The sequence below is a fragment of the Agarivorans sp. JK6 genome, assembly GCF_045277145.1.
Taxonomy (GTDB): Bacteria; Pseudomonadota; Gammaproteobacteria; order Enterobacterales; family Celerinatantimonadaceae; genus Agarivorans; species Agarivorans albus.
In genome coordinates this window covers 3,643,084-3,661,415 of record NZ_CP113525.1, presented here as the reverse complement: position 1 = coordinate 3,661,415, position 18,332 = coordinate 3,643,084, and the positions used below count along the sequence as shown (strand labels likewise).

General features: G+C 45.0%; 13 protein-coding genes. 6 read left to right on the top strand and 7 right to left on the bottom strand.

Going from position 1 to position 18,332, the window contains the following annotated elements:
* Window positions 1-143: 143 nt before the first annotated feature.
* Window positions 144-1,742: a methyl-accepting chemotaxis protein gene (locus OV592_RS16900; protein WP_406609391.1), complete on the bottom strand. Its 1,599-nt coding sequence runs from the start codon at window positions 1,740-1,742 to the stop codon at window positions 144-146.
* A gap of 278 nt (window positions 1,743-2,020) precedes the next feature.
* Here OV592_RS16900 and OV592_RS16895 point away from each other — a divergent pair, with 278 nt between their 5' ends.
* The 3 genes from OV592_RS16895 (at window position 2,021) to OV592_RS16885 (ending at window position 4,891) form a co-directional block, all read left to right on the top strand.
* Window positions 2,021-2,968: a LysR family transcriptional regulator gene (locus tag OV592_RS16895; protein ID WP_406609390.1), complete on the top strand. Its 948-nt coding sequence runs from the start codon at window positions 2,021-2,023 to the stop codon at window positions 2,966-2,968.
* A 252-nt stretch (window positions 2,969-3,220) separates the two neighbouring features.
* A complete protein-coding gene (locus OV592_RS16890) occupies window positions 3,221-4,081 on the top strand; it encodes a hypothetical protein (protein ID WP_406609389.1) in 861 nt (286 codons plus the stop codon).
* A 246-nt stretch (window positions 4,082-4,327) separates the two neighbouring features.
* Entirely contained in the window at window positions 4,328-4,891 is a 564-nt protein-coding gene (locus tag OV592_RS16885; RefSeq protein ID WP_152780162.1) for a hypothetical protein, read from the top strand.
* 48 nt (window positions 4,892-4,939) lie between these two features.
* Here OV592_RS16885 and OV592_RS16880 read toward each other — a convergent pair whose 3' ends face one another.
* From OV592_RS16880 to OV592_RS16865, 4 genes are all read right to left on the bottom strand, one after another.
* Complete coding sequence (locus tag OV592_RS16880) at window positions 4,940-5,242, bottom strand: CAP domain-containing protein (RefSeq protein WP_406609388.1); 303 nt, start codon at window positions 5,240-5,242, stop codon at window positions 4,940-4,942.
* A gap of 12 nt (window positions 5,243-5,254) precedes the next feature.
* The gene (locus OV592_RS16875) at window positions 5,255-7,714 is read right to left on the bottom strand and encodes a carbohydrate binding domain-containing protein (protein WP_406609387.1); all 2,460 of its coding nucleotides are present in this window, start codon (window positions 7,712-7,714) and stop codon (window positions 5,255-5,257) included.
* A 33-nt stretch (window positions 7,715-7,747) separates the two neighbouring features.
* Window positions 7,748-8,494: a hypothetical protein gene (locus OV592_RS16870; RefSeq protein ID WP_406609386.1), complete on the bottom strand. Its 747-nt coding sequence runs from the start codon at window positions 8,492-8,494 to the stop codon at window positions 7,748-7,750.
* An 80-nt stretch (window positions 8,495-8,574) separates the two neighbouring features.
* Window positions 8,575-11,013 carry a carbohydrate binding domain-containing protein gene (locus OV592_RS16865; RefSeq protein WP_406609385.1) on the bottom strand — a complete coding sequence of 813 codons (2,439 nt, stop codon included), beginning with the start codon at window positions 11,011-11,013 and terminating at the stop codon, window positions 8,575-8,577.
* 661 nt (window positions 11,014-11,674) lie between these two features.
* Between OV592_RS16865 and OV592_RS16860 the strand changes: the two genes are divergently transcribed.
* Window positions 11,675-12,184, top strand: coding sequence for an adenylate kinase (locus OV592_RS16860; RefSeq protein ID WP_406609384.1), 510 nt, complete (start codon window positions 11,675-11,677; stop codon window positions 12,182-12,184).
* A 10-nt stretch (window positions 12,185-12,194) separates the two neighbouring features.
* On the opposite strand, the gene icd is transcribed toward OV592_RS16860, so the two are convergent.
* On the bottom strand, window positions 12,195-13,454 hold the full coding sequence (icd, locus tag OV592_RS16855; RefSeq protein ID WP_406609383.1) for an NADP-dependent isocitrate dehydrogenase: 1,260 nt from the start codon (window positions 13,452-13,454) through the stop codon (window positions 12,195-12,197).
* A gap of 145 nt (window positions 13,455-13,599) precedes the next feature.
* Entirely contained in the window at window positions 13,600-14,724 is a 1,125-nt protein-coding gene (locus OV592_RS16850) for an endo-1,4-beta-xylanase (protein WP_406609382.1), read from the bottom strand.
* Between the two features lie 554 nt (window positions 14,725-15,278).
* Between OV592_RS16850 and OV592_RS16845 the strand changes: the two genes are divergently transcribed.
* Together OV592_RS16845 and OV592_RS16840 are read left to right on the top strand one after the other, a co-directional pair.
* Window positions 15,279-16,568: a carbohydrate porin gene (locus tag OV592_RS16845; RefSeq protein WP_406609381.1), complete on the top strand. Its 1,290-nt coding sequence runs from the start codon at window positions 15,279-15,281 to the stop codon at window positions 16,566-16,568.
* Between the two features lie 494 nt (window positions 16,569-17,062).
* Window positions 17,063-18,268, top strand: a complete 1,206-nt coding sequence (locus OV592_RS16840) for a carbohydrate porin (protein WP_406609380.1) — start codon at window positions 17,063-17,065, stop codon at window positions 18,266-18,268.
* Window positions 18,269-18,332: the final 64 nt, after the last annotated feature.

The window sequence follows — 18,332 nt, the reverse complement described above, 5'->3', positions numbered from 1 at the left end:
GTCTGCAAAATCCCAAATTATTATCACATTTAACAAAAGCTTATAGTTCATAGCCAATAGCCCAATCTTAGGTGCTGAAGAGGCCTGGAAAGGAACCAAGCAATCAGCCTAAGTTCCTTCTTGTTGCTATTACAGATGGAGAGCTAGCCCTTTTGTGCTAGCTCTAATTCATCAATTTGTATTTGTAAATTTAGCGAGTTTTGATTTATCTGCGTGGCATTATTTTGCAACTTCTCTCCCTCTAACTCGGTACTAGAGGCCTGCGCGCTAATGCTTTCGATACTGCTAGCCATTTCATTTGCAACCACACTTTGTTGGCTCGCGGCAGTGGCGATTTGAGTACTCATTTGGTTTATTTGCTCAACCCCTTCGGTAATTTGCACAAACTTTTCGCGAGATAGGCTTACTTTCTCTAAGGCTTGGTTTGCCGAGTTGTTATTGTGGTCGATAGTGCTGGCAGAGCTGCTAATGCCTGAAGAAAGGTGCTCTAACATGGTTTGAATTTCTTTGGTGGCTTCTTGAGAGCGAGCGGCTAGATTACGTACTTCATCTGCTACTACCGCAAACCCACGGCCTTGTTCCCCGGCTCGTGCTGCCTCAATGGCGGCATTTAATGCCAGTAAATTGGTTTGCTCGGCAATACTGCTAATGGTGTCGGTAATCGAGCTAATTTGCTGGCTCTCTTGAGCAAGGTTTTTAATTTTTTCGGTGGTACTGGCCATTTCACTGGTAAATTGCTGCATGGTGACTAAGGCATCCGCTACGACTTGGTCACCTTCGTCAACGGTTTTACTCAAAAACTGGGTAGTTTCGGCAGTATGTTGTACGTTCTCTCTTACCCCGTCTACGGTTACCGACATTTGATTCATACCGGTTGCTATTTGCGTGGTGTGGCTGCTTTGAGTACGCATGCTTTCCAGCACGTCATTACTGGTTGCAGACAAACTGTCCGCGGTGTTTATCATGGTTTTCACAGATTCAGATACTTGCATAAACATTGCTTTATAGCGGGCTTGAACAATTTTTATCGAAGCTAAGGCTTGTAGCATTTCTAAGTTGCCATCAACCGCAATGGGGCGAGTAAAATCTCCAGCGGCTAAGTCTCGGTTATGCTGCTGAATCAACTGAATTCTTTTATAAACATGCTGATGACTATAAAACCAATAACTAGCCTGTAATATTGCAGCGCCAATTGCTAAGCCACTGAGTAGGCTGCTGTCTGCCATGAAGACAATAGCCAAGGAAAAACACAGTAAAGCTAGGCTAAATATGCTGTTAATAGTGCTAATAGAAGTACGTTCGAACAGCGGTGCTTTGGGAATTTTTATACTCGAGTCATTGCGCATTTTAGCGTAAAGCTTTTCGGCATCGCTTACTTGCGCAGCTGTGGGCTCTGAGCGCACCGACTGATAACCCACGGTTTGGCCCTGTTTTACGATAGGAGAAACAAAAGCATCTACCCAATAGTGATCGCCATTCTTACAGCGGTTTTTTACAAATCCCCGCCATGGGTTGCCCGATTTAACGGTGCCCCAAAGGCTTTCAAAAGCAGCGGGCGGCATATCTGGGTGACGCACAATGTTGTGATCTTGACCAATTAGTTCTTCACGGCTGAAGCCGCTTATTGCAACAAACGCGTCGTTTACGTATTTAATTTTACCTTGTAAATCGGTGATGGAAACGAGGTCTTCTTTAGAAGTGAACTTCTGCTCTTGCTTAGTGATGGGTTGATTATTTCTCATCTACCTTCCTTTACTTAACAGGTGGTGTGCCAGCTAATCTAAGTTTGTTATCGACTTAACTTTAGAAATGCTTTAGCTGTGGCGTGATAAAAGTTTGCTTTGTTTGCGGGTTTTATAAGCAAAAGTGTAGCCAGTGATTTTATTTACAAAATCAATATTAGAGCTGAGCGTTACTGTCTTGGATGTGTTATCACGCTTTTAAGCTGTGAAGCTTTACTGTGGGCAGCGAGCTGAATAAATTGAACTAACCAATGGTTTTTGAGCCGAGTATAGTTTTTGTGAATATTAGAAAAGTAGATTTAAACCTATTAGTTTACTTAAATGTGTTGCTCGAAGAGCGCAATGTTTCGCGAGCCGCCAGCAAGCTAGCGCTTACTCAACCTACTATGAGCAATGCACTTAAACGCCTTAGAGATCTATTTGATGATCCTCTACTGGTGCGCACCGCAGAGGGTATGACCCCTACCGAAAAAGCCACTAAGTTAAAGCCAGAAATTGTAAGCTTATTAAGCATGGCCGAGAAGATCACCCAGCCCGACAAGGACTTTTCACCGGCCCAAAGCAGCGTTACTTTTCGAATAATGTGTAACGACTACATTGAAGCAACCTTATTGGCTCCTTTTATTCAAAGTGTGCTTAGTAGTGCGCCCAAAATTAACTTCGATATTTATGCGCCTGGTGATATTCGTTTAGGTGACATGGAAAAAGGCCAGATAGATTTAGCCATTAATCGCTTCACTAGCTTGCCAAAAACCTTTCATCAATCGAGCATTTGGCGCGATAACTTTTGCTGCTTGGTACATAAAGATCATCCTTATGTAGAACACTTAGATTTACCCAGTTATTTAGCTGCTGAGCATGTTTGGTTAAACCGAGCGGGCTGGGGCGCAGAAACAAGCATTGGTAATCAAGCCGCTAGCCAAAAGCTTGGCTGGGTAGATGAAGCCTTGGCGCAGTTAGAACAAGTTCGTAATATTCGGGTGTATACGCGCCATTATGCGCTGGCAGGTTTGTTGGTGGCTCAGCCTCAGCTGGTGGCTACATTGCCGCGCCGACAGGCAATGCTTTATAAAGACAGCCCCGATCTGCGCATAGTAAGGGTGCCTTTTCAAATTGTACCTATCGAGACCAAAATGATTTGGAGTCCTTTGTTACAACATTCGAAAGCCCACCAATGGTTGCGCCGTTCGCTTACTGAGTTTTCAACTACGGTGTTAGATCGCTAGTCTTTATGATTATTGCTAATCGCTACTGTTTTTTAGCAATATTGTTGGATTGTTCTCAAAGCTTTAGTCGGCATTAGTATGTTTGAATAAGCTTATGAACTGGCTCTCAAAACGGGTGTGTTGGCTGTGGCAAATTAAACAGTCCAAGTGATGGAGCGAGTACAGGCTTATCCCTTCTATTCAAATGCTTATGTCTTGTTTCTTTGCTTAAACCGTGGCTTAAATTTAATGCTCAAGCTGTGAGATAAGACTATGCATACTTTTGTAAAATGGCTTAAACCTATCACCCCAAGCAATACTCTCTTGGTAGTAATGTTGAGTAGCGGCTTGTTAGCCTGTAATTCTTCGCAACATGTAAATCAAACCACTTCCACCCAGTTAGAGGTGGAGTCTCCAGCACTTGTTTCACTGCAACCAGCCTTAGCTCAACGCTTAAGTGACGATATGAGTCTGCCGCATCAAATGTTACCAAGTGGCGTGCCCAGCTCTTATGATTGGTCTCATGTTCCTCGGCTTGGTTATGGTAATTACCCTGGTGAATTTAGCGCCTTTTTAAGCTGGGGGCAGGCTTACTTGGCTGCTGGCAGTGAGTCAGTTGATAATGTTCGAATTCAAATAGCTCACCTTACTAGCTATGTATTAGATAGCGAAGATAGTCTTTGGTACGTGCTGCAATCTTCTGCAGATGTTGATGGTCATTATTATCGTGAAGACTTTGTTGATGATGAAAACAAAATGGCTGACAGGCGCAAAGAAGGGCTTGGCAGTTCGGTAAGCTTAACAGCGGATTACAATTTTCATTTTTGGCCTAAATCTAGTGGACGAAAAGCAATTAGTGAATCGCGTATAGCCGGGGTGATTTCGGTAGTTGCAGCTCGTTTGGTATTAGATGATCCCGAGGGCCCTGATAATCGCGACCAAGCGCAATACCTTATGAGTGTCGGTTCCGATTACTGGCTTGATAAACAAGCGGGTTGGCAACAATGGACCACCAACGGTGATGTAGGCATTGGCAGGTTTAGCCGTATTAGTAATGACTGGCAGTGGTTTACCATGCATACCTTATCACAGCAGCAGTTAACGGAGGCGCTGCCGACATTGCCTGCTCTTTAGATTGTTAGGGTACAATACGGCACGCAATAAGCAGGGGCTCAGTTGTTTGTTTTTCCTAAGTTAGCACTGTCACCAATGTGTAAATTGGAGGGACTAACTTACTACTATTCACAGAATCTATAGTTTGTATTGAAAACTACAATTTCATTTTATTTTGGTGGCGCGCTATCTTGAAGTTGAGGCTTAGCTAAACGAATGACTTAGCCAATAAAACAATAACAAAATACCACCAGAAGGAATTTGACCATGAATACAACACAACAAAGCGGTCAAGGTTACCAACACAAAGACAACCTATTTATTGACGCTCCCCTTGCGACCTTTATTGAGCAAAAATTGCTAGGCAATAATACTGCCGACGCGGCTCAGTTTTTTGAAGCGCTGTCTGTCTTGGTAGAAGAATTTGGTGGAACTTACCGTAAACTAAACCAGAGCTGCCAAGAGATGGCCTGTGAGATCCACTTAAAGCAGTGCCAAGCCAGCGCTGACAAGCCTAGCACAATCAATATTAGCCATGGCAGCAGCAAAGCCATTTTAGATGAATACAGCTGCGCCATCCCAAGCTGTTTATTGGATGTGTTAACCACAACGGTAATTGCTAACAAGCAAGATATGATGCTATCGCTTAGCACCACCAATCAAGCTGAAGCAGAGTTAATGGAAGCGGTGTTTGCTCGCGCTCATTGTTTAATGGGCTTTGATTCTCAACATATAGAAGTGATTCGCCCTGTAGACAATGTGGCTTGTATTGCTCAAGCGCGTAAACGTGCTGAGTACCACGATAGCCAAGCTATGGTCAGCCATGGTTAAGTGATTATAAAAAACGAGGCATTAGCCTCGTTTTTTATTGATGTAACTTTAGTAGCCGAGCAACAAAGTCCAATAGATACGGTAGTTACTACTACTATTCTCTGCGCTAGCACCTCCAAAATCGACATGGTTTGGATTCATGATGTGGCTACAATGGCCAGAGCTATTTAACCAGCCGTTCATCACATCAGCTACAGAGCCATAGCCTGCACCAATGTTCTCTCCAGCCCAGTATTTGTCGTAGCCATGCTTTTTGGCTCGGTCGTTTGAATCAGAACCATCCAGGCCAGTGTGTGAGAAGAAGTTGTTGTTTGCCATGTTGTCAGAATGCTCTTGCGCAGCCAGTTGCAAGGATTGGTGGAATTACACTGGATTAGTTGCCGCGTAGTAGGTGCTACCGCAGTTGCGGCCGACGCTTCTGGCTTCATTCACTGCAGCAAGTAACTCAGCTGAAATCGTACCGGTTTCGCCGCCATCACCAGGATCGGTTGGGTCTGTCGGATCGCTCGGGTCAGTTGGCGTTTCGCTTTCTTGCCAGTCGTTTAGCTTGGCGTCATCAATGATGAACTCTGTGCCAGCGTCTGGTCCGAAGAAGAACAGCTCAGCACTTTGAATTGCGCCAGTGGCTTGCACAGTAAAATCTGCCGTTAGCTCTTGCCAGCTACTGTTACCAGACACTTGACCTAGCTTATGCCAAGTATGACCAGCATCATCGCGAATCAACAGGCGTGATTCAATCTTGCTAGTTCCAGATACCGTGCGCACTTGGGCGGTTAGCTGGTAGCGTTGTCCTGCTTGAACCACGTTGAACACGTCTTGCTTGGGACCGTGATACCACTGGGTACGGTTCTTACTTAGCAGCGCATAGTTGCTGTTGTAAGCGCTGGTGGTAATAGTAGTGGTGGCACTGTAGCCAGACTTCCAATTGGTGGTTTGGCCGCTCTCAAAATCACCATTTTTCAGAAGATTAGTTTCTGGTTGTGGAGGCTCACTACCGCCGTCGTTATCACCGCCATTGTCACCGCCGCTTCCGTCAACTGGAATGAAGCGGACTTGGTCTAGGCGGGTACCGTCTTCGCGAATGTAGAAAGTAATGGTGTTATTGCCTTGAGCGAGCTCTACTTCGAAAGTGTCTGAAATGCCGCGAGAGTTTAGGTCCATCTCTTGGTACTGAGCTTGGTTATGGGTATCCCACAGATGGCGCTCACCGTCATTGATGCTAAACCAGAATGAGTCTGCGGTTGCGGTTGGTGCATAGCTGGTAGCTTTCACGCTGTAGAGCCCAGCTCCGGTAGCGTAAAAGCTTAACTCTGCGCGATTTGCTATTGCAGCGCTGCCTTCGTAGTAGCTGCCGTTGTGGGCCGAATCTATGTAGCTGCCTGCGCTAGCTGCACTGTCATTACCTCGGCGGAAGATGCCATAGAGCTGGGCTTCTTCTGCTTCAATCACAATGGTGCTTGGTTCGCCGCCGGTTTCGCCACCGCCGTTATCTCCGCCACCATTGTCACCACCGCCGTTATCGCCATTATTACTATCGCCTGTGCGAACTAAGCGGATTTGATCCAAGCGAGTGCCATCTTCACGAGCGTAAACCGTGATGTAGTGCTCGCCGCGGCTCAGGTCAACTTCAATGGTGTCACTAAGGTTACGCGAGTTTATGTCCATCTCGTCGTAACTTGGGGTGCTTAAGGTATCCCACAGGTGGCGAGTACCATTATCAACTTGCAGCCAAAACGAGTCGCTTTGGTTGCTAGAAGAATAAGCAGTGCCTTTTAGGCGATAGATTCCCGATCTTTCGAGGGTAAACTTCAGCTCGGCGCGATGTGTGCTAACGGTATCGTCGTAGTAATTGCCTTGAAAAGCGGTATCGATGTAACCACCTGCACTTGCTGCGGTATCTGAGCCGGTTCTAAACAAACCAAACAAGCTAGCGCTTTCGGCTTCTAAAATGACGTCCTCACTGTTGCCGCCATTATCACCACCGCCGTTGTCTCCGCCGCCATTATCACCGCCGCTGTTGTCGCCACCGTTGTCACCGCCATTATTGACGGTTGGATACCATGCCGCTAGCTGGGGAGCGACAGCATTAATCGCGTCCACAGCTTCAGCGCCGTTAGCGGTGTTCTTGTCTACACCGCAAGGGTAACCGCGGCAGGTCGATACAGAAGCATCAGAAAACTGACGAACTCGAGTATAGGTGCTGAAGGCTTGAGGATAGCCCATAATGGTACTAAATGAGCGGTCAACCCCGTAGCCGGTGCCGTAGTCATATACACCTCCTAAGCTGTTTTGCTTACGCGAATGACCAAGTCCCATGTTGTGGCCAAGTTCATGAGCAAAGGTAAGTGAATCACAGCCCGAGCTGCCACCCACAAAGTTGTAAGCCCAATCTTTGAAATAGCCATCAAAGCGCCCATTGGAACCAGTGCCTACATAGCCTAAGCCGCAAGTACTGTTGCTGGGCATAGTGAGTAGGGTAACGATGTCGGCACCATGCTCAGTGCGTAGGTTTTTTACAATTTGGTCTTGGCGAAATTGATTTAGCGCATCGCCATTCATCGCAGTAGCGCTCGCTTTGTTGTACTCGCTGCTATGCACCAAGCGCACTTCAATGTCCATGCCGCTAGTTTGATAGGCAGTGTTTGTGGTGCTGATTAAGTGGCTAATATAAGTGTCGATAGCACTATTTTGTTCGGCTTTTACCCCAGGGGTATAAAGCACCATCACATCAACAGTATGCGTAGCTTGTGCAACGGCAGAGCCGAGCAAGCCCGCGAGGCAAATTCCTAGCTTTGCTTTAGTTTTGTTCGTTCCTTGAAACATGTTGTGGTTTTCTCTTATTTGGTTTGTAGTGAATTAATTAACGGGTGGTTTAGGTGCTTTCACTGGTTCTGGCAGTAACTCATCGGAGTGATCCCAGCTACGCAGTGAGCTCATTTCCCGGCTAGATATGACCCAAGCTTCACCACCGTGCCCTTGGACAAAGTAGGTCTCGTAGGGGGTGTCAATGGTGGCGTATAGCGCGCCTTGGCCCGAGGTAAGCGTGACTCGATAGTTCTCGCCGTTTCCGGTATCAAAACGAGAGGTAATGTCCTTTCCGCCGTGCTCTAGGGGAACCACACTGACGACTTCGGTGACGAAGTTTTGGTCCAGTTGTGGGACTGGGATGTCAAGTTGATCGCCAACCCGCAAATCTTGCACCTTGAAATTTGAATACTCGACAAAATGGCGCTCGGTGCCGTCTTTGAGCAGCTCTTCAAACTGGGCTGGCACTTCTGGCAATTCGTTCCAAGCGCGAGCATGTGTTGCGCGCGGTAAGTCGCCGGCTACGTTTTCCTCATCGCTTGCTGCTTGAAGTACAGTCTGCTGTTTTACTGCGTTGGCCGGCTGAGGCGTAATAGTCTCGCTCTGTTGAGCAAGTTGAGTGCTGCCTTCGCTTGGCGTTGTTTGCTCAGCTTCAGGACTAGCTGATTTTTGCTGAGGCGTCGGTGGAGCTAAGGCTTGCTCTAAGTCTTGTTGTGGGTCATCACTATTTAGGCCGTATATGGCAGCTAGGCTCGCGGTTAGCAAAGCAAGTGCGCCTATGGGGGCTGTCTTTTTCATGTTGTTCTCTTGTACTAAATACAAATAAAGCAGTGAGAGGATGGGGCTTGGCCAGCACTAGGCTGGCCAACCTCAAAGGTTTATTGCTCGGTCAGCGAGACTTCATCAATGATGAAGTTGTTACCTGCATCCGGGCCGAAGAAGTACAGCTCGGCATTGATCAGGCTGCCACTCGCTTGAACGGTGAATTCGGCGCTTAGCTCTTGCCAGGCGGTAGTGCCTGATACCTGGCCGAGTTTGTGCCATACATGGCCGGTGGTACCTCGAGTCAGTAAGCGAGACTCAATCTTGGTGCTGCTACCAGAAACCATGCGTACCATGGCGCTGAGTTTGTAGCTGCTACCAACATTAAGCTTACTGATGACGTCTTGTTTAGGACCGTGATACCAAGCGCTACGGTCTTTACTCAGCAGTGCATAATTGCCGCTGTAAGCACTGGTGGTGGTAGTGGTGGTAGCGGAGTAGCCAGAAACCCAGCCGGTGCTGTTGCCACTTTCAAAGTCACCATTTACCAGCAAGTTTACTTCAGGCTCAGGAATTGGCGGTTCTTCACCACCGCCGTTGCCATCAAGTGGCAGTAAACGCAGTTGGTCTAAGCGAGTTCCATCTTCACGCACGTATACGGTGATGGTGTTCTCACCTTCGTTCAGCTGGACTTCAAGGGTGTCGGAAACGCCACGAGAATTTACGTCCATCTCGTCATACGCTGCTGTAGCCAAAGTATCCCAGAGGTGGATCGTCCCGCCATTTACTTGCACCCAGAACGAGTCTGCACTTTGTGTTGGTGAGTAGGCCGTACCTTTTAGCAGGTAGCGACCTGCGCCCGTTGCAATAAAGGACATCTGAGCACGATTAGGGTTGCTAGCATTTCCCTCAAAATATTGGCCATTGAGGGCTGAATCAATATAAGCACCGGCATTTGCCGCTGCGTCACTACCTTTGCGGAATAATCCCGATAGGGTGGCGCTTTCTGCCTCAATGGTGATTGGGCGTGGAATGCCGTCATAGCCACCATTCTCACCATCATCTTGACCACCATTACCTTCACCAATACGCACCAGGCGTAAACGGTCTAAACGGGTGCCATCTTCACGTACATAGACCACAATTTTGTGTTGGCCCGCTGAGATATCTATCTCAACTTGGTTAGCTTCGTTGCGGTAGTTAACATCCATCTCTTCGTAGACTGAGCTGTTGGTGGTATCCCAAATCTGACGAGGGTTGTCGTTAACTTTTATATAAAACGAATCAGCTTGATTGCTCGGCGCGTAGGTGGTGCCTTTTAGGGTATACAAACCCGCTTGAGGTGCTGTAAAGCTTAGCTCGGCACGATTGGCTTCAACGTTTTCTCCGTAGTAATTTCCTTGGTACTCGGAGTGAATGTACTGACCAGCTGAAGCGGCGCTGTCATTGCCTACTTTGAATAGGCCATAGAGTTGGGCATCTTCTGCTTCTATAATGATGTCGCTGTCATTGCCACCACCGCCATTGTCACCACCGAGCTCATTTTGAATTTGCGTTTTGGCCGAGCTAGAGATACTCCAGCGCAGCGTGTTTTCAAAATACTGGGCTTGGTCGCTGCGGCTAGCACGGCTAACCATGCGGTACCAGTTATCCCTAGCACCTTGATGGTCGAAGCGATCGCGTAATTTGGGGTTGTTTTCTATCTGTTGATATAAGCGCTGAACAAAAGCTTTGCCACCGAGATCGTCGTACCACTCAAGCAATACCGCTGACATTAGCGTATTAATGGTGCCATTGCGCCAAGGCAGTTTGCTGGTTGCCCACACATTGTCAAAATTATAGGCGTTGTTGTTTAGGTACTTGTCTAGCTCGTCTTTGTGATCTTGGCGAAAGCGTGCATAGTCTTTACCGAAGTAGTGCAACCCTACACCTAAGTCATCCACAATCCAAAACGCAGCGGCATTGTTGAAGCCGACTGTCCAATAACCGTAGTTAGAGTTATTGCCATCGCAGGCCCAGTCTATCCAAGCGTTCCAACCGTTGCTGCCACTCTTGTAGAAGTTACGATTCATCTCATAGAGCCACACTTGGTCGATGCTGATATCTCCCTGTTTGACTCGCTCATAAAAAGGGTTAAACAGGCCGCTACCAACAGAAAGGCCAAATACACCATGTGCTGCTAGGCCGCCCGCGCCATTGTTGTCTCTAGGAACTTGAATGGTGGGTAGACCTCTATAAGAGCCATTTAGAGGCAGATTACGTAGGCCGGTGAACTCTTCAAATGAGGCCTTAGACGCTGCCATCAACGCAACAATCTTCTCCATGGTTGCACGTTCATAAGTGCTTGCTGATGCGCCCTCGATGGCGATAGCCATGTTATTGCTATACCAAACGGTAGCGGTACGGTTGCCTTGATTGGCAATGCCAAAATTGAAAGTGACGTTTTGATCTATGTTAATCGCCACACCGCCAGTGTAGCGAGCAGCTTGTAAGTGGCTAGAAAAGGAGAGGAGTAGGCAGCAGAAAATGATGCTGCGACACACTATATTGTTCATGTATTTCCCTATTGATTGTTAACACTTAACACCTTTTTGTTAGTCCATTAATTAGGTGTTTATTTACCAAACGGTCAAAAAGCTTGGCTTATTTGAATTAATATAATATTTATAAAATAACTAACAGATATCATTATAACTGATGAAAATTCATAATAATTATATAGATAGTTTAGTTTCATGGATTCTGAAAACGATACCTAGCCAGTAGTTTTGAGGGTTCTTGTGTGATTATTTAGCGCTTAAGCCTTAAGCATGTTTTTATGATTTTTCTGCGCCAGATCTCATATTTAAGCTTTTACTGATTATTTGGGGGGGAAATATTGAGTGATGCGCAAGATAAAAGAAGGATATTTGTTAACAGGGTTCTAAGAAGCCTTGGTTAAGCGATGACTAGTTTGTACCAAAGTGGGTTAGCTTAAGATAAGTGGTGTATACATTTACTTGTTTCTAAAAAGGTAGCTAGTAAAGTCCTTGGTTGACATGAACCCAGATATCGATAAATATTGACTCATGAGTATATTATTTAGTCATGAGTCAGCGCGAATTATCATCATTCCATAGGAATGGTGGGTTTGCTGATGTGCTTAAAATTTAGAAACCCGCCCTTGAGGCGGGTTTTCTATTTCTGCCTCTGGGGTATTTACTGTTAGGAGGTCATATGAAAAAAGTAGCGATATTTGGAAAACCAGGCAGTGGTAAGTCAACCTTAAGCAAAGGTTTGACCCAAGCAACACATCTAGAGTTACACGCGTTGGACTCCATCTTATTCAAGCCTGATGGCAGCCAAATAGAGCGCGAAGCTTATGATAAAAAGCATCGCGCGATATTACATTCAGACAGCTGGATAATAGACGGCTTTGGACCAATTTCTTCTTTTTATGAGCGCCTTGAGGCAGCTGATACACTTATTTATATCGATTTGCCTTATGCAGTGAGTTACTGGCTGGTGACTAAACGGCTACTAAAAGGCTTATTTGTTAAACCAGCTGGTTGGCCTAGTGGTAGCTCGGTGATTAAAGGTTCGATGCAAAGCTATAAAACCTTGAAGCTCTGCCCTAGGTTTTGGAATGATGATTTTATGCAGAAGCTGCAAACTATAGCTAAAGGCAAAAAGCTTTATGTGATTCGTTCAATAAAAGAGTTAAACCACTTTGTTGAACAAGTCTAAAAGTACCCGTTTAGTTGCTCATGTGTTTGATCACTTCATCGCCAAAGGCAGAGCAGCTTACTTCGGTTGCGTTGTCGATCATTCGGGCAAAGTCGTAAGTGACGGTGCGTGCGCCAATGGCACCGTCTACGCCTTGGCTAATCAGGTCGGCTGCTTCTATCCAACCGATGTGTTTTAGCATCATTTGCGCGCATAAAATAATAGAGCAGGGGTTTACTTTATCTTGTCCCGCTAAGCGTGGAACGGTGCCATGTGTGGGTTCAAAAAAGGCTACTTCGCTACTCATATTAGCGCCCGGTGCAATGCCAATTCCTCCCACATGGGCAGCTAATGCGTCGGCCAGTAAATCTCCATTTTGATTCATGGTAGCAATTACATCGTAAAGCTCTGGGTGCAAGGTTACTTGCTGGAACATACTATCGGCAATAATGTCTTTGATCACTAGCGGGGCTTGGCCGTCTTGTCGCGGGATCTCTAACCAATAGCCGTTGTTGTGGGTTTGAGCGCCAAATTCTTCTTGGGCCAGTTGGTAGCCCCAATTTTTAAAGGCGCCTTCGGTAAATTTCATGATGTTACCCTTGTGCACTAGAGTAACGGAGTCGCGTTGGTGATCTATTGCGTACTGAATCGCATGGCGGATTAGCCGTTTTGAACCTTGCTCCGAGATATGTTTTATCCCTATGCCACACTCCTCACTAAAGCGCATTTTGGTTACGCCCATTTCTTGTTGAAGGAAGTCGATTACTCGCTCTGCACCTGGGCTGCCGGCTTTCCATTCGATGCCGCTATATATGTCTTCAGAGTTTTCTCTAAACACCACCATGTCAGTTAGCTCGGGATTTTTAAGTGGTGAGGGCACCCCTTGAAACCAGCGAATCGGACGAATATTTACAAACAGATCCATCTCTTGGCGCAGGGATATATTGAGCGAGCGAAAGCCTCCGCCAATCGGCGTAGTAAGTGGCCCTTTAATCGCTACTTTATGTTCACGTATTGCACCCAATGTTTCTTGTGGAAACCAGTCGCCATCGTACATGTTGGCGGCCTTTTCACCATTAAAGACTTCCATCCACATGATTTTTCGTTGTTGGCCATAGGCTTTGGCCACGGCAGCATCAACCACTTTTAACATCACTGGAGTGATGTCTACTCCCACGCCATCACCTTCTATGTAGGTGATAATGGGTTTGTCGGGAACCTGTAATTCTTGCAGCTGGTTAAGGCTTATTTTCTCTCCGCCAGCGGGTACACGAATATGTTGATATGGCATGCATAGCCTAAAAGTAACGAGTGCTTAGTTTTACTTTACTTGGCTAGCTAAAGAGGGGCAACGCTATGTGTAGTAAGAAGTGACCTAGTGTGGATTTAAGCTAAAAGAAAAGGCTAGCTGCTGGTTTGGCAGCTAGCCTTACACTCTATTTTAGTTCGTTTGCTACACCTTCAATGGCAGGTTTCTGCTCAAGGCTGCTGTTAAATAACAGTGGCCAATCATTGTGGCCGGTAAAGTGAGGGATCCAGCTATCAGCGTCACTTACACCCCAAACAGTAATGCCGCCGCGTAAATTAGCAGGTACGTTGTCGTAATAGGCTTTGATGATTTCTTGGTAACGTAATTTTTGCTCTTCGGCCATAGCGGCAGTAAAAGTATTTCGGTCACCGTTTGGATTCATTTTTATATCAAGCTCGGTTACTTTCACTTTCAGTCCTTTTGCCACAACTTTGGCAAAGGAAGTACCAATCGCTTGAGCACTTGGCCAATCGTAGCTAACGTGCATTTGGAAGCCAATTCCATCAATGGGGATATCATCGGCAAGTAACTCATCGGCCATTCTTAGTACCGAGGCTAGCTTGGCTCCGTCGTCTTCGATGTTGTAATCGTTATAATAAAGCTCAGCACCAGAATCTGCAGCATGGGCCATTTTAAAGGCTTCAGGTATGTAGTCTTTCCCTAAGTTTTGGTACCAAGGGCTGCCATGGCCGCCGCTATTTGCATCGGTATCACGGTAGGTGGCATAACCGTTATCGTTATTGTCGTTAAACGCTTCGTTTACCACGTCCCAACTTACTACTCGGCCTTTAAAGTGATCGGCCACGGTGCTTACGTGGGTATCCATCATAGTGAGCCAGTCACCTTGATAGTTCTCCATCCAGCTAGGCATTTGTGAGTGCCACACTAAAGCATGAGCATGCACTGTAATATTGTTGTCGAGGGCCCAATCAACTAGGTTATCGGCATCCTGAAAGGTGAAATCGCCTTGGCGAGGCTGTATGTATGCCGATTTCATAATGTTTTCAGCGGTGATCTGATCAAAATGTTGAATAACAACATCCTGTAATTCTGGGCGTGTTTCAATACCGTTACTAAACTGGTCCTCGTATCCTGCTGGTACGGCCGCCCCCATGTAGGTAGTGCTTAGTGCTTTTAGACTTTCTACTTGAGGTACTTCGATGGGTTCTCCCGAATCAGAACTTGAGCCTCCACAAGCGCTTAGGCCAATGCTTATAGCTGTAGAAAGTAGTGCTAATGGTAGTACACGCATAAATAATCCTTGATGTCTGTTAGCGCTAACAACGCAGGGGAGCAAGCAGTCATTTGCTTTAAGTCTGTGTTATTAAATCAGATTAAAGCGCTTTCACATGATTACCAAAAACACTAATCGTCTTATAGTAAATAGTTTTTGTGATCTAGGTTCTAACAGGGCGCATTGATATTTATTGCTAATAAAATCAGTAGTGTAGGGTGGCGAGCTGACGTTTATCTAATTGCACTGATTGAGCTTTACAACAAGCAAATATTGTTCAAATTAATTTTTCGTTGATTTTTCTTTATGCTGTTTATTGTGCGATTTTTGAAACTTATTTCTTAAAATTAAGTTTATTTGTGATTTTTATCTTCAATATTACCATTTTTACTTGATTATATTTTTTACAGTTATTGCTGCTATTTTTGTGATCTGAATCTTTGGTAAGGTTTTCATGCGTGATATTGCTCTCAATAATTAGGTTTATTTGGAGTTATATTCTTTTCGCCTAGAGATAAATCCATTCGGGCAGAATAAAAAGATAAAATAATTACTATTCCAGGAGTTTTTTAATGAATGTGAAAGCGCTTACATCCGCTGTGGCAATCGCACTTACTTGTTCCCCCCTCGTTAGCGCTGCAGAAGACGAGGTTAATTCTGAACAATTTCAACAAATTAAAGATTCTCAGCCAGTGGTTTTAGACCCTGAGTTTGTTGTTGAAGAAGGCATTATCTTTTCAGGATATGCCCGATACGGCTTACATTATTCAGATGACTTTCAAAAGTATGTTCAAGCTGAAGGTGAACTTGCAGGCCGTGCTGTTGGTCGTTTAGGTAACGAAACCAATGGTGGTGAATTCCAATTCGCTAAAGCATTTCAAAGTGAAAGTGGTGCTATTTGGGATGTAGTGCTGATGCTAGAAAACTGGTGGAAGTATGAATCTGAGCTCGAAAGTGGCGAAGAAATTAGTGAGTATGGTGATATTGCTCTTAAAAAATTCTACGCCGGCGCCACCAATATTTTTGCATCCCAGCCTAATGCGTATATTTGGGCGGGTCGAGATTTCCACCAACGTCCACAACAGGGTTTAAATGATTACTTTTGGATGAGTCACGATGGTCAAGGTGGAGGTATTTATAACCTTGAACTAGGTGATATGGCCAAGTTAGATTTCTCGGTAGTTGGCCAGGTTGATGGGCCGGGAGACAATGGTAACTATGCCTTAACGTCTAAGCTGCATGCCCTGCAACTCGCCGACTCTGTTGCCTTGAGCTTTCTATTTAACTATGGCTTTGAAAGCGACCAATATGATGACAATGGCGTAATAGAAAACAAAGACAAGATTAATGCCTACCACCTAGCTGCGGTGATTGACCAAAATTGGTCTAAAGGTCGTAATCAGTTTATTGCACGCTATGCAGATAATGCAGACACCAGCGTATTTAATAAAACTGAAGATTTAACCACATTGTATTTAAGCTTAGAAGGCGCGGTTAATTTTAGTGAGCAAGTAGCCCTAGAGTATTTAGGTGCCTACCACAACTACGATGCGAACTCGTCGGCAGATGACCGCACCAACTACAGCGCTATTGTTCGACCTATGTATAACTGGAACGATACACACTCTACGTGGTTAGAGGCTGGTTACTCAGTAGTGGATTACGATCAAGGTGGTAAAAACACGGCTTGGAAAGTGACACTATCGCAAAACGTAACCATTAATGCCTTTGGTAACGCTCGTCCAATGTTACGTTTTTATGCCACTACTGGCCAAGCCGACAATCAAGTTCGCAGCAACGAAGCTATCGAAGCCAAGCAAGATACTTTGGCGCTAGGTGCTATGTTTGAGTCTTGGTGGTAAAGCGTTTTACTCTTGAATTGTAGCTTCACCGGTTGAGGCTGTGCATAATCAAAGGGGCGTTGTTTACGCCCTTTATTTTGTTTGTAAGCCTTTAGTAAATTCCCGCCTAGTAATACTAACTTCTTCTTTAGTTAACGCCTCTATATCTAAATCACAACATTCCCGTTTGGAGTTTTATGCTGATTGGATTAAACGCCACCTTTGCTTTTATGCTTTTTGCATTAAACTTTTATATCTATATTTTGACGCTTATGTGTATTTTGATCTAATTTGTAGTTATTTAATGATATTTTATCCTTAATTATCTTAATTTATCGCTAACATTTAAATCGCAGTAAAAGCTTTTGTTTTTGTGATCTGTAGTTATTTTATTCTGCTTCCGCGTGATATTTGTCTCAATTTAATTTGACTCTCAAAATTATACTCAGGCTCGAAGGTGAGGTTCACTCGCCGGATAAACTAATAAAAAAAATTTATTCCATGGAGTTGTAAACATGAATATGAAAGCGCTTACAGTTGCGATGATGAGTGCCGGTATGGCATTTAGTGGTTCTGCTTTTGCGAAGGAAGAAGGCCTAAGTTACAACGGCTACGCCCGCATGGTTGCGGGTTTTAATACAGAAAAAAATAATAGTGAACATGAAGCTCAAGCTTATAACGCGGTACGAAATGGTATTGCAATTATTAAAGCTCCAAGCAGCCCGCAACAACCTGGTCGTATTGGTAACGAAGGTACCGGTATGGAGTTAGGTATTAATTATCACCAAAAAAGTGAAAATGCGGGTGATTGGGATATCTACTTTATGGCGGACGACGGCTATGGCTGGCAGCGCGATCACAATGATAGTACAACGTACAATTTAAGAATGGCTCAGGCTTTTGCCGGTGGTTCAAACTTGTTTGAAAGCCAGAAAGATATGTATGTGTGGGCAGGTAAACGCTTTAATGGCCGAGCTCAGTTTGGCTTAAATGATTACTTCTATTTCATGAATGACGGTGCCGGTGGTGGTTTCGACAACATGGATTTTGGTATGGCTAAATTTGATTTGGCAGTGGTATCTGGCGATAACGGTAATAACGGCCGTTACGCGGTAACCTCAAAGCTACACAGCATTGAAGTAGGCTCAGGTAGCATAGGCTTTAACTTTAACTATGGTTTTGGTGACCAGTCTGATGAGCATGATCCAAAACACGTAACCTCGCTTCAAGCAGCTGCTTTTTATAAAGTGGGCTGGAGCATGGGTACAAACGAATTTGCTATTCGTTACAACGACAATGTGAGCGATAACAACTTGTTGGATGCCGGCCAAATTAAAGGTGACATTAATTCAACAGCATTTTACTGGTTTGGTAACTTAGGTCTAAGTGATTCGTTTGCTATTGATTATGGTTACAGCTTTGAACAATCTGATTTAGAAAACAACGATGAAAGCACCTGGAATCAGTTTGTTATTAAACCTCATTACCGTTGGTCTGATATCCACTCTACATCGTTTGAGTTTGGTTACGACTGTGTAGATTTCAAAGATAACCAAGACGAGAGTGCTTGGAAAGTCAGTATTCAGCAAAACATGTCGATGGGAAGCTTCTTGTGGTCGCGCCCAGAGATTCGATTCTTTGTAACTCATGGTGAAGTGAAAGTGGGTGACAAAACAACACCGGCTACTAACGTAGGCATGATGTTCGACGCGTGGTGGTAATTATTACCACTTTTATGGGCGATAGGGACAGAGCTTAATCTTGGAATTTTGGCGCAGCTTAGCT